The sequence below is a fragment of the Stenotrophomonas beteli genome (genome assembly GCF_001431665.1).
Classification (GTDB): domain Bacteria; phylum Pseudomonadota; class Gammaproteobacteria; order Xanthomonadales; family Xanthomonadaceae; genus Stenotrophomonas; species Stenotrophomonas beteli.
Genome location: NZ_LLXV01000001.1, coordinates 1 through 14,540, shown reverse-complemented (window position 1 = coordinate 14,540; position 14,540 = coordinate 1). Strand labels below are relative to the sequence as shown.

Genomic DNA, 14,540 nt, shown 5'->3' with positions numbered 1-14,540 from the left:
CGATTTCTTTAGCTTGGTGCCTGACGTCCCTCTCCTGAGGTGCCTGTAAGGAAGGGAGCTAAGTATTGTACAGCAATTGACGGCTCGTTAATGTTGACGTAAAAAGCCAGAAACTTGTTGTGACTAGCTGCCGCAGGGGCAAAGGGACTTTGTGAAAAGGAATGTTGCGAAGAACTCGTTGGGTCGTCGAGTCGAGCTCAAGAGTCTAAAATTTGACGAATTGCCATTTCGAAAGCTAAAAAATTTGGAGATTGAGTTTTCTCCTCGAATAACATTGATAGGCGGTCATAACGGGGTTGGAAAATCGACAATTCTAGGTTTGATCGCAAACTCATCTGGATTAACTCGAGGCGGAAGCGCGCCTAAATCTTATTTCGATAAATTGTTCGAGGCGAATCTTTCTGAAATTATTTTCATTGATTATGAGAATGAGTTCATTGCTGCGCAGGAGGCCGGTGCTATTCCTCGTCCTCTTGTGGAGTATTCCGTTAACGGCAAAGAGATTATTAAAAAGCGCTGTGCACTCACTGATCGAAGCGCAGAAAGTAAGGCGCGCATCGTGCCGAGAAATTTCGGCCCCTCGACAAAGTTTACTAGCAGGGATGGATCAGTTGTTGTTGGTCCAGCGTCCAAAGTTCCTCTGCCAACCCTCTATCTCGGTATGACTCGAGTCCTGCCCTTGGGCGAGGTTGAAGAGGATAATGTGTCCAATGAGAAAATGGATGGCATGCATGAGGATGATAGGAGGCTGATTGCGGAATTTATCAATTCTGTAATCGTTGGGGCTGGTGCAAGTAAAGATTCCGTTTCATCAAATAAGATTAAAGGAACGAGCAAGTTTTCCAGTCACCCTTCTTACGAGTACGATGCGAAGTGCGTTTCGCTCGGTCAGGATAGTCTGGGTAGTATTGCAGCAGCCATTGCCTCATTCCAGATGCTCAAAAGAGAATGGTCTGAGTATCCTGGTGGCCTATTGATTATTGATGAGCTGGATGCAGGGTTTCATCCCCGTGCTATCCTGAATCTCGTTGGTCAGTTGGAGCGCTTTGCAGATGAGCTTGAGCTTCAGGTCGTTGCGACGACTCATTCGCCTAAGCTCATCGAAGCTGTACATCCGAAAAACGGGACTAAGGCTTCAAAAAATTCAGTCGTTTACCTGATGGATACACGATCTCCTTACGTTATGCATGGAGGCGGTCTTCAGGAAATACTAAATGATATGGATCTAGTTCCGCCTTCGGTCAGTGCTAAAAATCAAAAGCCGGTTCTTCGCGTGTATCTTGAGGACGAGGAGGCCGCCGAAATTTTTAATGATTTGATCCCGGCGTCCATTAAGCGTGCGTTGGGTCGCGTGTACGGCGTTGCGATAAAGGTCTATGCTCTTGGAGTTGGATGTAATAGCCTGGCAAACCTAAGTTCAATTGATTCGCATTTTAAATTATCGCTATTTGCCCTCGATGCAGACTCGGTTATTAGTAAGTCAAGCATGAGGCACGGAAATTTAGTTAAACTCCCTGGCATTGACGAAAAGTCGCCTGAGCGAACTGTCTTTTCATTCATTCAGGATCTTATCGATAATCCGTCTGCTCACCCCGCTGCTTGGGCGAAGCTTAAGAAAATGCGAATTACCACGGACCAAGTGCAAGCTCATTTGCTCAACTGGGATGGTGATCTCTCTGATCGAAAGCATGCAAAAAAGTGGTGGCGAGGTAGAATTAAATATATCCGGGATTGGGGTATTTTTAAGATTTGGATGGATGAGAATCCTGGGATGGTTACAGATTTTAGGTCAAGTTTCGATCAGGCGGTCAAAGTCGTAGCGAAGAGGCTTAGGACTCAGGCTCGAGTAGGCAAAGTTTAGAGGTGAAGAATGTACTCCAATAAGCTATACACTCCGCTCCGCTATCCAGGTGGTAAGGGGCGTTTTGCTCCTTACATCGCTCGGGTAATGAGGGATAACAACCTCGTCGGCGGTCATTATCTGGAGCCGTATGCGGGGGGGGCGGGGGTTGCATTGGAGCTTCTTTTTGATGGCATCGCTGAGGAAGTTCATATCAATGACTTGGACTCTGCAGTCTATGATTTTTGGATTTCCGCGACTCGCTTCACCTCCGAACTGATCTCATTGGTTGAGAGCGAGCCTGTGACTATAGAAGCATGGCACCACTGGCGATCGGTTCTCTTTGGTAAGGTTGAGGTGTCGCAGTTGCACCGGGGATTTGCAACTCTATTCATGAATAGAACCAATCGATCAGGCATTTTGAAAGCCGGTGTGATTGGCGGAAAAGCTCAGGATGGAAAGTATCGGATTGATGCTCGCTATATGCGTGACGTCCTTGTGTCGCGCCTGGGTAGGATTGGTGAGTATTCCAAAAAGATCAATGTCTATGGCGAAGACGCGCTTTCGCTTTTGAGTAGGTGTGACGAATTTCTGCCTGAGCGTTCTTTGATCTATCTGGACCCGCCTTACTACGTTAAAGGACAGGGTTTATACAGGAATTTCTACTCTCATCACGATCACTTGGCTATTGCGGCCATGCTTCAGCTCCGGAAATTTCCTAGGCGCTGGATCGTATCGTATGATGACGCGCCTGAGATCCGCGAGATGTACTCAAGATCCCACGGAGTGGGGTATGGTCTCAAGTACACCGCGCGAAGGCGCTACACTGGGGCTGAGGTTATGTTCTTTAGTACTAAGCTGAAATCAGTACCTTTGGATCTTCCTGAGGCGGCTTGATAGGAAGTTCAACGTAAAGGTGGTGCGGATGCATCGATTAATGTGGTTCTTTCACATTTCTTGTAGGCTCCGTGATAGTTGTCGTATTTAGTCTTGGTTTCTGATTGGATTTCCGCTTCTGGACTTGTTAAGGCACAACGGATAACTCGAGCACGACCGGAACGCTCCATGCGGCCCATTCCTGTCCACGAACACGCCCACCTTGCAGACCGGGCAGCGTTCTTCGTTGATGGCCACGCCAGACAGGCTGGTCACCTCCACCGCGCCGTCCCGTACCAGCTCATCCAGGAACGGCGAGTGCTTGCCCTGCAGGGTGAACATCGCCACGCTCCGCCGCGCACGCGTCAGCGCCACGTAAAACAACCGTCGCTCTTCGCCCAGCGGGAAGGCATCGCCTTCGGGCATCGCCAGCGAAAGTACCGGGTCATCCGAGCGAAGGCTGGGGAAGCCACGATTCACCAATCCCGGCAGGATCACATAGTCCGCCTCGCGCCCCTTGGAGCGGTGCACGGTGAGGAACTCGACGTCCATTGTGCTGCCAAATGTAGCCTTCCAGTCCGCAGGCAAGGCACTGCGCTCATTCCGGTAACGGCCCAGAATGAACACCGTCACGCGACCGGCGTGGCCGCGAGGTAGCGCGCCGGACAGCAGCTGCTGGTGCAGTGTGGCCAGGTACTGGCGAACCCCGTCCTGCACTTCCTCACGTCGGGCCAGCTGGAACGCCTGCAGCACCGGCCCGATCGGTGGCGTAGCAGAACGTACCGCCTTGGCCATCTGCGCTGGATTGCGGCTGATGAAGCGGCTGGAGGCATCGCAGAGCGCCTGCGGGCAGCGGAAGGTCTGTTCCAGCTTGAGTACCTGGCCTTGCCCCATCCACTCCTGGAAACCGGTCATCACTGAAACATCGGCACCCGCGAAGCGGTTGATCGATTGCCAGTCGTCGCCCACGGCAAACAGATGACGGCCGGGTTGGCTGACCAAGGCGCGGCAGAGGCGGGCGCGGGCCCGCGAGGCATCCTGGAACTCGTCCGCCATCACCAGATCGTAGGGCGATTCATAGTGACCCTGTTCCAGCAGTCCGGCAGCCATGTTGAGCATGTCTTCGAAGTCGATGCCACGCTCGTCCGCCAGTGCGTTGTCCCAGGCCTGGAAAACCGGCCCGGCGATTTCCAGGAAGCGCCGGTAGCGTTCCTTGAACTGGTCGTCGGGCATCTGCCGCAGGCGTGCGGCCATATCGTCCAGCGTCAGGCAGTTGCTCTTGGCATGGGCGATGAAGGTGCGCATCAGGCCGATCAGGTCCGCATCCGGCATCGGCTTGGCGCCCTCGGTGGGGAGCTCACGGTCCGGGTTCGGGTCGAGCTCGACATCAGACGCGCCAAGCCGCTCGGCAAGATGCTGCAGGGCCTGTCCACTGCGCAGGCCAAACGACGTCGTCTCGACCAGAGCGGTGCCGCGCGCCACGTGCTGCTGGCGCTTCCAATGCATCCCTTCGCTGTAGTTGGCAAAGTGCTTCGGCGGCTGGCCATCGGCATCCAGCGCAACGTGCTCGTGATACAGGGCAGCGTCCGGGTAATAGAAGTCCGGACGATACTGGCGATGGGTATCGGTGGCGGTATCAAATTCGTAACGGCGCTCGTAGTGGTAGGCCACGCCGTTGTAGAACAGCCAATCGGCGATGACGCACTCTTCCAGGCTCTTCACCCGCTCGCCCTGCAGGGTCCGAATGTACGGCGTGCCGTCGCGGTCGTAGCCGTCGGCCTCCATTTTGGCGCCGAATGGCGGCAGGTCGCGCCCGAACACCAGGCGGAACATGTCCCATTGGGTGCGGAAGTGGGTCGAGCGGTCCTTCAGGTCGTCCACCAGTTCGGCCAGCTTGGTGAAGCCCAGCGTGGCGTCAATGGCCCATTCGGGGATGTCGGGCTTGCGTCCGGTGGCCTTGCCGATGATCGCCAGGCCCAAGGCGTGGAAGGTCCGCGCCTCGACCACGGTGTCGCCCATGCCGAGTCGGTCGAAGGACCGCTGCGCGCGCTCCTCCAGTTCCCTGGCGGCATCCTTGTTGAAGGCGAGCATCACGATCCGCTCGGGTTCGACAAAGCCGCGATCGATGGCATACGCGGCCTTGGCGACCATCGTCGAGGTCTTGCCGGAGCCGGCTGCGGCCACGACCTGCACGCGGTTGTCGAAGCAGATGACCGCGCGGGCCTGTTCTTCGGTCAGTGGCCTGCTTTCGACCCTGTCCAGGAAGTCCTTGGCCAGAGCCAGCTCGCGGGTTGCCATGGTCTCGTTGGCGTCGGCCCAGACGGCAGGCCAATCCAGGTACCAGTCATTCAGCGCCTCCAGCGCGGCCAGATGGCGGCTCGAGCGCAGGTCGTCGTGCACGGTCGCATCGAGGAACAACCTCTCCAGCTCATCCGGGGCGAGCGGCAAGGTGGGGCGATCGTGCAGCAGCGCCTGCTGTTGTTCATGGGTGATCCAGCGTCTGTGGGCGTGCGCGCGATCGGCCAGCGCGTCGGCCGCGCTCAACCATGACTGGATCTGCTGGAGGATGTCCTCGAACAGACCCTTGCGCCCACGCGTGCTTCGCGCCAAGAAGACATCCTGCACGGCGGCCGCAAGCCGGCGGGCCTGGCCGTTGGGCAGCCCATCCACGGTCAGTGCATCACCCTGCCGTGAGTTCAGTTCGATCCGGGCCCAGAGCAGCCCCGGAATGACCTGCACGCATCGATCATCATCCAGCTGCTGCCGGTACTGCTGGCCGCCGATCAAGAGCTCGACGTGCTCGCCATCCAGCCGCAGCCGCCAATGCGGCGAGCCGGTCACACGCTGGCCCCAGGCCGAGGGGCGCCATTCCATAGACATCCAGATACTGCCTTGCGTACGTCACTGGGCGTAAAGCGCCCTTACAGCCCCATGATAAGGGGGCGTGGTGCCGTGCGCAGGGCTTTCGGCCTGGCCGGCCAGAAGCCCGCGATGGTGTTGCACCCCTGCGGGCGTAACAGGCGTCAGGCGTTGACGTCCACCACGATCCGCCCGCGCACCTTGCCCGGGATGATCTGCTCGTACACGTCCAGCACCTCGGCAAGGCCGATCTGCTGGACCGTGCTTTCCAGCTTCTGCGGGTCCAGGTCGGTGGCCAAGCGATCCCATGCACGCTGGCGCACGTCCTGCGGCGCGTTCACCGAATCGATGCCGGCCAAGGTGACGTTGCGCAGGATGAAAGGCAGCACCGAGCCCTGCAGCGTGTCGCTCTGCGCCAGGCCGCAGGCCGCCACGGCACCGCGGTACTTGGTCTCGGCAATCGCGTTGACGAGGGTAGGGCCACCGGCCACATCCACCACGCCGGCCCAACGCTCGGCGCTCACCGGCCGCTCGCGCGGTTCTGAGAGCTGCGCACGGTCGACGATCTCGGCCGCACCCAGGTTGTGCAGGTACCCGGCATGTTCCGGTCGCCCGGTGGCGGCCACCACGCGGTAGCCCAGCTTCGAGAGGATCGCCACCGCGATCGAGCCGACGCCGCCGTTGGCGCCGGTGACCAGCACATCGCCCTGCGCAGGCGTCACCCCTGCATGTTCCAGGGCCAGCACGCAGAGCATGGCGGTATAGCCAGCGGTGCCGATGGCCATGGCGTCGCGGGTGCTGAGGTTGCCGGGAATCCGGTTGAGCCATTCGCCCCGCACCCGCGCGCGCTGGGCCAGGCCGCCGTGGTGGCCCATGCTCAGGTCCCAGCCGTTGAGCACAACGCGGTCGCCTGGTGTGAAGTCGGCCCTGCTGGATTCCAGCACCACGCCGGCCAGATCGATGCCAGGAATGAGCGGGAACGTCCGGATGACCGGACTCTTGCCGGTGAGGGCAAGCGCATCCTTGTAATTGAGCGTGGAGTACTGGACCTCCACCAGGACGTCGCCGTCCATCAGGTCTGCTTCATCGAAATCGACCAGCTCGGTCGAAACCTGGTTGTTGGTCTTGCGGGTGAGCAGTGCTTTGAACGTCATGCGGGGCCTCGCATTCAAGGAATGGGGCCATGCTAGGCTCGCACCGTTATTGCAACAAGAACGATGTTTTTCCGTAGGTACTATGGTTTTTCGGAGTATTCATGCGTAGCAGGCGTTGGGATGGCAAGAGCGGTTGCGCCGTAGAAGTCACGCTGTCGGTCATGGGAGGCGTGTGGAAACCGGTCATCCTCTTTCATCTGATGACGGGCAAGCGTCGCTTCATGGAGCTGACGCGGCGGGTGCCCAACGCCACCCAGTCCATGCTGACCAGCCAGCTGCGGGAACTGGAAGCTGACGGGGTGGTGATCCGCCACGTCCATCCCGAGGTGCCACCGAAGGTGGAGTACGAGCTTTCCGAATTCGGGCGCACGCTGGTGCCGGTGCTGCTGGCGATGCGGGAATGGGGTGAAACCTATCGCGGGTACCACAGTACGCGCGAGGATAGTTGAAGGTCGGGAACCTGGTGAGACCGGCGCTGTGGCGAAATTGCCGCTGCAACGGTTCATGTGGATCTTCGGCAATCGAAAGCACGCCTCTGTGCCTCTGCGGGTATGTCGCCTTGTCATCCACGCGTGCAACTCCCATGCCTTCGATCTCTGCACCACGGGATCAGAAGGTGTAGGCCGCCTGCACATACACCCGCCTCGGTTCGCCCGGGAAGTGCCCGTTGCGTTCGATGAAGCCACTGGCGGCATACACCCTGTCGAACAGGTTCTTGACGTTGGCCTGGAACTGCCACTGCTTCCAGGTGGTCTTCCAGCTCATGTCGAACACGGTATACGCCTTCACCGTCTGCCCATCGAGGCTGACACGCTCGCCGACATGGTCAGCGCCGAAGCCGATGGCGGAGTTGATCGCAGGCAGGTCATAGCGCGTCCACAACCCGACCTTGTTGCGCGGCGCATTGGCGAACCGGTCGCCGGAGGCGTTGGTGATGCCGCCCGGGCCGGCGTCCTTCACCCGCGCATCGTTGTAGGCGTAGGTCAGGTTCAGCACCCAGCGCTCGGTGACATCGGCCAGCAGGTCCAGCTCCATGCCGGTGCTGCGCACCAGGCCCAGCGCGGCCAGCTGGTTCACGCCGCCGATCACCTCGCCGGTGGCCTGCACGATGTTGCTGCGGTCGATGCGGTAGGCCGCCATGTTCACGCTCACGCGCTCGGCCAGCAGCGATTTCAGGCCGATTTCCCACTGCTTGCTGCGCTCGGCGTCGAACGGGCCGCCGGTGGCCGGGTTCTGGTTCGCCGCGCTCTGCGGCACGAAGCCACTGGCCACGTTGGCGTATACGTTCAGGCCCTCGCGCACGCTGAAGGTGCTGCCCAGCCGCCAGCTCAGATCGTTGCCGTCCACGCGGCTGGCGCCGAGACGATCCTCATCCTGGAAGCCATCCCAGCGCAGCCCGGCCAGCACGTGCCAGCGTTGGCCCAGTGCCAGTTCGTCCTGCAGGTAAGCACCGTAGCGTGTGCTGCGGGTGGCGGTGCTGCGCCAGGGCAGGGCGGCCAGATTGTAGTCGTGCCAGCTGCTGCCGCCGTATACCGGATTGAACAGGTCGATGCCACGCACCGGGCCGGCGCCACGCGCGAGGTCGGCACTGTTGGCGGTCTGTGCAGTGAAATCCGCATCGAGCTGGTAGACGTCGGCACCGAACAGCACCTTGTGCCCGATGCGGCCGGTGTCGATCCGCCACACCGCATTGGCGTTGGCGGTGAATGCTTCGTTGTCGCGGATCTGGTTGCGCAGCTGCCGGGTCATCCACTCGGCCACGCCGTCGCGGTCGCGGTCGATCAGGCCCATCGGCTCGTGGTACATCTGGTGCTCGTTGTTGCTGAACCAGCGCGCGGCGATGTCCACATCCAGGTTGTCACGCGGTGCGAAACGGTATTGCGCCAACGCCACCTTCGCGCGCATGTCGAGGAAGTCGCTGGCCTCGTTGTGGTTCCAGCGGCGGTCGGTGAGGAAGGTACCGGCATCGTTCACCGGCACGCCGCGCAGGCGGTTGCCGCCCAGGTTCTGGGTGATGTCGGTGAACTGCAGCACCAGCTCGCCGGTCTGGCCAACGTCGAAGGCCAGCGAGGCATCGCCGATCACGCTTTCGCTGTCGGCATTCCAGCGCAGGCCCTGCTCGGTGTCGGCATACAGCCCGGCGCGGTAACGCACGCTGCCGCTGGCGTTCAACGGGCCGGTGCCTTCGATGGAACCGGCGCGGAAGTCCTTGTTGCCCATCTGCATTTCGATGCGGCGCTCGGCGCTGGCCTTCGGCTTGCGCGTGACGTAATTGATGATGCCACCGGCATCGCCGCCGCCATAGAGCGCCCCGGCCGGTCCCTTCAGGATCTCCACCCGTTCGATGTTGAACAGCTGCGGCACCGAGAAGCCGGCGTACGGGTCGCCGCGCAGGCCGTCGTACAGCACGTTCTCCTGGCGGAAGCCGCGCAGGGTAACGCCGGCATAGCTGAAGAAGCTGATGCCGCTGATGCTGCGGTAGAGGTCGGTGACCTGACGCGCCGCCTGGTCGTCGATCAACTCGCGCGGCACCACTTGGATCGATTGCGGAACGAGCTCCAGCGGCGTGTCGGTGCGGGTGCCCACTGCGGCATCGTCCACCCGGTACAGGGTCTGCGCACGGCCACGCACTTCAACCTTGTCCAGCGCGGTGGGAGTGTTGGGCGAGGGTTCGGCGGCGCAGGCAAGCGCGGCCAGGGGCAGGGTCAGCGCCACGGACAGGGCGCGTTGGCGGAGCATCGGCAGGGGCATGGAAGGGAGGCGCTTGGCTGCAAATGAGAAAGATTAGCATTTGCAACACTTCGCAGCCTAGCCCCGAATGCGCTATGGACGTGCGCCGGGGTCGGTGTACGGGGTGCCGGCCAGGGCGGCAAGTACGCCGGTGCCGCCGCGGACGATCAGCTGCACCATCGCAGCGCGCGGGTCCTCCCCCAGCGCCTGGCTGGCCAGCCCGCTTTCGTAGGCGGCCACCACCGAGGACAGCAGCATCGCCGCGCCCAGCCGGGCCTCGGCATCACGGGCCGGGCGGCCGGCAGCGGTGGCCATCAACTGCGCCAGATCGTCGGTCAGCTGTGCCTGCAGGCGCCGCGCGTGGGCGACCAGCGCCGGGCTGTCGGCCACCGTGGCCCAGAACGCTGCGGCGCCGGCGCTGATCCGCAGCAGGGGATGGCCACTGTGCAGCAGGCTGCACAGCAGCGACTGGAACGCGGCCAGCGGCGTCATGCCGCCGCGCTCGGTCATGCCTTCGCGCAGCACCGCGCGCGCCTCCTCGTCACGATCAAATACCAGGTCTTCCTTGCTGGCGAAGTAGTTGAACACCGTTTTGCGCGAGACCCCGGCGGCCTCGGCGATCTCTGACATCGACACGGCCTCGAAGCCGCGCTCGATGATCAGCCTGGTGGCGATGTCGGAAATCGCCTGTCGGGTCTCGGCTTTGCGCTGCTCACGGCGGCCAGGGGGCGGGGTCATGGGGGTTCACTTGTTAAAACGTACACCCAGTGTAACATTGTGCTCGACAGAGCGCCGGCCCGGTGCTCACGAGGAATCCGCATGGGGTACGACGTGGTGGTTGCCGGGGCCGGTCCGGTCGGCCTGTTCCTGTCCTGCGAGCTGGCCTTGGCCGGCTGCTCGGTGCTGGTGCTGGAAGCGGCCGCATCGCCGGAGTCGCCGTTGAAGCGCTTGCCTTTCGGCCTGCGCGGCTTGAATGTGCCCACCCTGGAGGCGCTGGACCGGCGGGGCCTACTCGAGGCGGTGGCCGCGACCCAGGTGCTCAAGCCCGACAAGGGCGCGCCGCCACCCGGTACCGCGCACTGGCTGGCGCAGTCGCGGCCGCTGGGCGGTCACTTTGCCGGCATCCCGTTCGCATTGGACAACGTTGATCGCAGTCGCTGGCCGTACCAGCTGGCCACGCCTGTCGGCACCCAGATGGCAGTGGAGCTGCATGCATTGGAGGCCGCCCTGAGCGCGCGCGCAACCGTGCTGGGCGTGCGGATCGAGCGCGGTCGTGCGCTGCAGGCCGTACACGCTGGCGCCGACGAGGTGGTGATCGAAACGAACGAGGGGACCGTCCGCGGTCGCTGGCTGGTCGGCTGCGATGGCGGCCGCAGCACTGTGCGCAAGCAGTGCGGCTTCGGCTTCGCCGGCACCGATCCGGAACTCACCGGGCATTCGTTGCTGGTGGAACTGGACGACCCTGCGGTGCTGACGCCGGGCCGCCAGCAGACCGCGCACGGCATGTGCAACTTCAGTCCTCCGGGCGTACTGGCGCTGGCCGATTTCGATGGTGGCGCCGGCCATCGCACGGCGCTTGATCGAGAGGCGGCGCAGGCCCTGTTGCGGCGCATTTCCGGGCGTGAGGCCACCATCACCGCACTGCATCTGCACAGTACCTGGACCGATGGTGCCCGCCTGGCGACGCGCTATCGCAACGGGCGCGTACTGCTGGCCGGCGATGCCGCGCATGTGCATTCGCCGCTGGGCGGGCAGGGCCTGAACCTGGGTATCGGCGATGCGATGAATCTTGGCTGGAAGCTGGCGGTGGTAGTGCGCGGTGCGGCCGATGGCGCGCTGCTGGACAGCTATGGCGCGGAGCGGCGCCCGATCGGCGCACGGGTGCTGGACTGGTCGCGGGCGCAGGTGGCGCTGATGCGACCCGGTACGGGTTCACGCGCACTGGCAGCGGTCATGGCCGATCTGGCCGAGTCCCGCGATGGCGCGACCTATCTGGCCGAGCGGGTCTGGGGCGTTGCGCAGCAGCTGGATCTGGGCGAAGGGCATCCACTGGTTGGCCGCAGCGTGCCCGACTTTCAATTGGGCGACGGCCGTCGCATGGGCGAGCTGCTGCGCACCGGAGGCGGTGTGCTGTTGGTGTTCGACGCCGACCCTGCGCTTTGCGAGGGCATTGACGGCCAGTCCCATCGTCTTGCCTGCGTCGCTTCACCGGTGCACGACACACTCGGTCTCGGCGCGGTGCTGGTCCGGCCCGACGGCATTGTGGCCTGGGCCTGCGATGCTGGCGGCGACGCGACGGGGCTGGCCGAGGCGCTGCGGCGCTGGTCCGGTTCGCCGGTGCCGGCCTGATCCGCGCGGCCGCCGCGCAGCCGGCAAGGGCTGTGCGGCGGTGATCAGAGGTCCTTCTTGCTGCCGCTCAGGTCCAGCGGCGTGTCGCTGCCCTTGCGCTCGCTCGACCACACCTCCATGCCCTTGTTGCGGCGGCTTTCACGCGCGGCCACGTCGGGCGGAATGTCCTTCAGATGCGGTGATTCCTGGCAGGCCGGGTGCATCGCGTTACCGTCATAGGTAGCGCAGGCGCTGGCTGCGTCCAGGCCGCCCATTGCCTGCACACTGTGCAGCGTGCGCATCGTCTCCCCGCGTACCGGCCCGGTGCAGGAACCGCTATACCCGCACCGGCTCGGGCGAACGCTGCCGCCCCGCCTCGGTCATCACCGCTGCCAGCTGCTTGAGCGAATAGGGTTTGCGCAGCAGGGCAAAGCCATGCCCCGGGTCGCGTGCCAGCAGCTCGCTGTAGCCACTGGTGAGAATGATCGGCAGCCCGGGAAAACGGCTGCGGATGCTGCGCGCCAGGTCCAGGCCGTTGATGCCCGGCATCACTACGTCGCTGAAGACCACGTGGAAGCGTGCGGCATCGTGTTCCAGTGCGGCCAGCGCTTCGTCTGCATTGCGCGCCAGCACCACGGTGTAGTCGAGCTCGCGCAGCGCACCGACCGCGAACTCGGCCACATCGACGTTGTCTTCCACCACCAGCACGCACAGCCCTTGGCCATGCACCAGGCCCGGCTGCGACAGCGGCCGCGGGAGTGCGCCGCTGGACTGGGCCAGTGGCAGGTAAAGCGTAAAACGCGTGCCGGTGCCGGGTTCGCTGCTCACATCCACTTCGCCCTCGGACTGCTTGACGAAGCCGAACACCTGGCTGAGGCCGAGTCCGGTTCCGGCACCGACATCCTTGGTGGTGAAGAACGGCTCGAAGATGCGGTCGACCACGGTCGGGTCGATGCCGGCACCGGTGTCGGTCACGCTGATGGCGGCGAACGCGCCCTTCATCGGTGCGGAAAAGCGGATCGAAGGCACCGCAGTCACCTGTGCGACATGGATCGTCACGGTGCCCTGGCCTTCGATTGCATCGCGTGCGTTGACCGCGATGTTGATCAGGGCGGTATCCAGCTGCGTGCGGTCCAGCAGCACCGGCAACGGCGTGCAAGGCAGGTCCACCCGCATCGTGATGCGGGCACCGAGCACGGTGGTGATGATGTCCGACAGTGCCTGCACGCTCTCGCACAGATCGAAGACCTCCGGGGACAGGCTCTGGCGACGCGAGAATGCCAGCAGCTGTGCGGTAAGCCGCGTGGCCCTGTCCGAGGCGCTGCCGATGGCCTGGATGTAGCGCAGGCGCGGATCGTCGCCAGGCCAGGTGTGCAGCAGCATGTCCACCGAGCCGGTGATGACCTGCAGCAGGTTGTTGAAGTCGTGGGCGACGCCGCCGGTCAGCTGGCCGATGGCCTCCAGCTTCTGTGACTGCCGCAGCTGTTCGCGCGCGCGTACCAGCTCCAGGTGCGCCTCGCGCGCCTGCTCGGTGATGGCCGCGACCTGGCGGCTGTGCCGGTCGCGCTCGATCACCCGCTCGGTCTGTTCACTGACCACGCAGATGATGCCGCCCACTGCGCCACAGCCGAGGCGCAGCGGCGAATAGGAGAACGTCCAGAAGGTCTCCCGCAGCGTGCCGTCGCGGTCCATCATCAGTGGCAGGTTGTTGAAGCTGCGGCTGGTGCCGGCAAACGCATCGCCGATCGCCGGCGCGACCACCTGCCAGACATCGGACCACACCTGTTCCAGGCTATTACCCATGGCCCCGTGCAGCTTGCCGCCCAGCATCGGCAGGTAGGCGTCGTTGAAGAAGAACGTCTTGTCCTGGTGGCCCCAGGCAATCCACAGCGGCTCGGGAGAATCGAGAATCATCGCCAGCAGGGAGCGCAGCTCGGGCGGAGCGCTGGCTGCGGCGGCAGAGCGCGCCCAGTCGCTGTCCTGCAGCAGGCGGTAGGCCAGCTGGTCGGGCGCGGAGACAGTAAGGGGAAAAGGATGCATGGCCGACAGCGCGGGGAGGTCACCCAGCATAGCCGAGGGGGTGTCAGCACGGCCTGCACATCCGTACGCTGCCTCAGTGCGTCATACGCCCAGCAACGAGGGCAACGACCAATCGGCCACCCGTGCATGGCTGACCTGTTGATGGCAGCCGCATCGCTCGCAGCGGAACAAGGCACCGCCGGGCAGATGCAGCAGGCTCTCTTCGCTGGCCGAAGTGGTTTCGGCGCAATGGCGGCAGGTGATGGTCAGCGCAGTGATGCGCTCGATTCCACCGGACAGGTTGAACACGGCCTCAAAGGCGCTGATGACTGGGTGGATCGCGTCAGGCATGGACAGCTCGGCAGGAAACAATGCCGCATCGTTGCCCATCGGCGGTGACGGCGCAGTCAGCTGCGTGCATGCGCCGGATCAAGCGCGCGCCGTGGATGCGGTGCCCGGCGCCCCCCGGCGTCCTGGCAGAGGGCGGCTTCAGCCAATGCAGATCAGCAGCACGCTGCACAACGCCAGCATCAGCACGAACACGCGGCGGCTCAGTGCGAGACAGGCCAGGCAGGCCGCCAGCGCCCAGGCGCCCAGCAACGCGCAGGCCAGCAGCCACAGGCCGATCACCAGCACCGATCCACTGGCCAGCGCCGACAGGGCAATGGCCTTGAACAGCCCCAACCCCAGCACGCTGCCGAGCACACCCGCCTGCAGGGCGATGGCATCGTGGC

Annotated in this window: 12 protein-coding genes; 4 read left to right on the top strand and 8 right to left on the bottom strand. The window is 63.0% G+C overall.

The window, feature by feature from the left end:
• Nucleotides 1-178 precede the first annotated feature (178 nt).
• Together ARC23_RS20210 and ARC23_RS00055 are read left to right on the top strand one after the other, a co-directional pair.
• Nucleotides 179-1,861 carry an AAA family ATPase gene (locus ARC23_RS20210; RefSeq protein WP_152985170.1) on the top strand — a complete coding sequence of 561 codons (1,683 nt, stop codon included), beginning with the start codon at nt 179-181 and terminating at the stop codon, nt 1,859-1,861.
• A 9-nt stretch (nt 1,862-1,870) separates the two neighbouring features.
• Nucleotides 1,871-2,737, top strand: a complete 867-nt coding sequence (locus tag ARC23_RS00055) for a DNA adenine methylase (protein ID WP_057495328.1) — start codon at nt 1,871-1,873, stop codon at nt 2,735-2,737.
• 87 nt (nt 2,738-2,824) lie between these two features.
• Here ARC23_RS00055 and ARC23_RS00050 read toward each other — a convergent pair whose 3' ends face one another.
• Complete coding sequence (locus ARC23_RS00050) at nt 2,825-5,590, bottom strand: UvrD-helicase domain-containing protein (RefSeq protein ID WP_057495327.1); 2,766 nt, start codon at nt 5,588-5,590, stop codon at nt 2,825-2,827.
• A gap of 149 nt (nt 5,591-5,739) precedes the next feature.
• Entirely contained in the window at nt 5,740-6,729 is a 990-nt protein-coding gene (acuI, locus tag ARC23_RS00045; protein WP_057495326.1) for an acrylyl-CoA reductase (NADPH), read from the bottom strand.
• A gap of 101 nt (nt 6,730-6,830) precedes the next feature.
• On the opposite strand from acuI, the gene ARC23_RS00040 reads away from it, so the two are divergent.
• A complete protein-coding gene (locus tag ARC23_RS00040) occupies nt 6,831-7,178 on the top strand; it encodes a winged helix-turn-helix transcriptional regulator (RefSeq protein WP_057495325.1) in 348 nt (115 codons plus the stop codon).
• Between the two features lie 160 nt (nt 7,179-7,338).
• On the opposite strand, the gene ARC23_RS00035 is transcribed toward ARC23_RS00040, so the two are convergent.
• The gene (locus ARC23_RS00035) at nt 7,339-9,480 is read right to left on the bottom strand and encodes a TonB-dependent siderophore receptor (protein ID WP_057495324.1); all 2,142 of its coding nucleotides are present in this window, start codon (nt 9,478-9,480) and stop codon (nt 7,339-7,341) included.
• 72 nt (nt 9,481-9,552) lie between these two features.
• Entirely contained in the window at nt 9,553-10,197 is a 645-nt protein-coding gene (locus ARC23_RS00030) for a TetR/AcrR family transcriptional regulator (RefSeq protein WP_057495323.1), read from the bottom strand.
• Between the two features lie 81 nt (nt 10,198-10,278).
• Between ARC23_RS00030 and ARC23_RS00025 the strand changes: the two genes are divergently transcribed.
• Nucleotides 10,279-11,808, top strand: a complete 1,530-nt coding sequence (locus ARC23_RS00025) for an FAD-dependent monooxygenase (RefSeq protein ID WP_057495322.1) — start codon at nt 10,279-10,281, stop codon at nt 11,806-11,808.
• Between the two features lie 44 nt (nt 11,809-11,852).
• Here the strand turns inward: ARC23_RS00025 and ARC23_RS00020 are convergent, their stop codons facing one another.
• The 4 genes from ARC23_RS00020 to ARC23_RS00005 all read right to left on the bottom strand — a co-directional run.
• Nucleotides 11,853-12,089 carry a hypothetical protein gene (locus ARC23_RS00020; protein ID WP_057495321.1) on the bottom strand — a complete coding sequence of 79 codons (237 nt, stop codon included), beginning with the start codon at nt 12,087-12,089 and terminating at the stop codon, nt 11,853-11,855.
• 34 nt (nt 12,090-12,123) lie between these two features.
• On the bottom strand, nt 12,124-13,827 hold the full coding sequence (locus tag ARC23_RS00015) for a hybrid sensor histidine kinase/response regulator (protein WP_057495410.1): 1,704 nt from the start codon (nt 13,825-13,827) through the stop codon (nt 12,124-12,126).
• Nucleotides 13,828-13,908: 81 nt separating this feature from the next.
• Nucleotides 13,909-14,157, bottom strand: a complete 249-nt coding sequence (locus ARC23_RS00010; protein ID WP_057495409.1) for a hypothetical protein — start codon at nt 14,155-14,157, stop codon at nt 13,909-13,911.
• Between the two features lie 138 nt (nt 14,158-14,295).
• Nucleotides 14,296-14,540 (bottom strand): hypothetical protein (locus ARC23_RS00005; protein WP_057495320.1); only part of this gene is annotated, 245 nt, incomplete at its 5' end.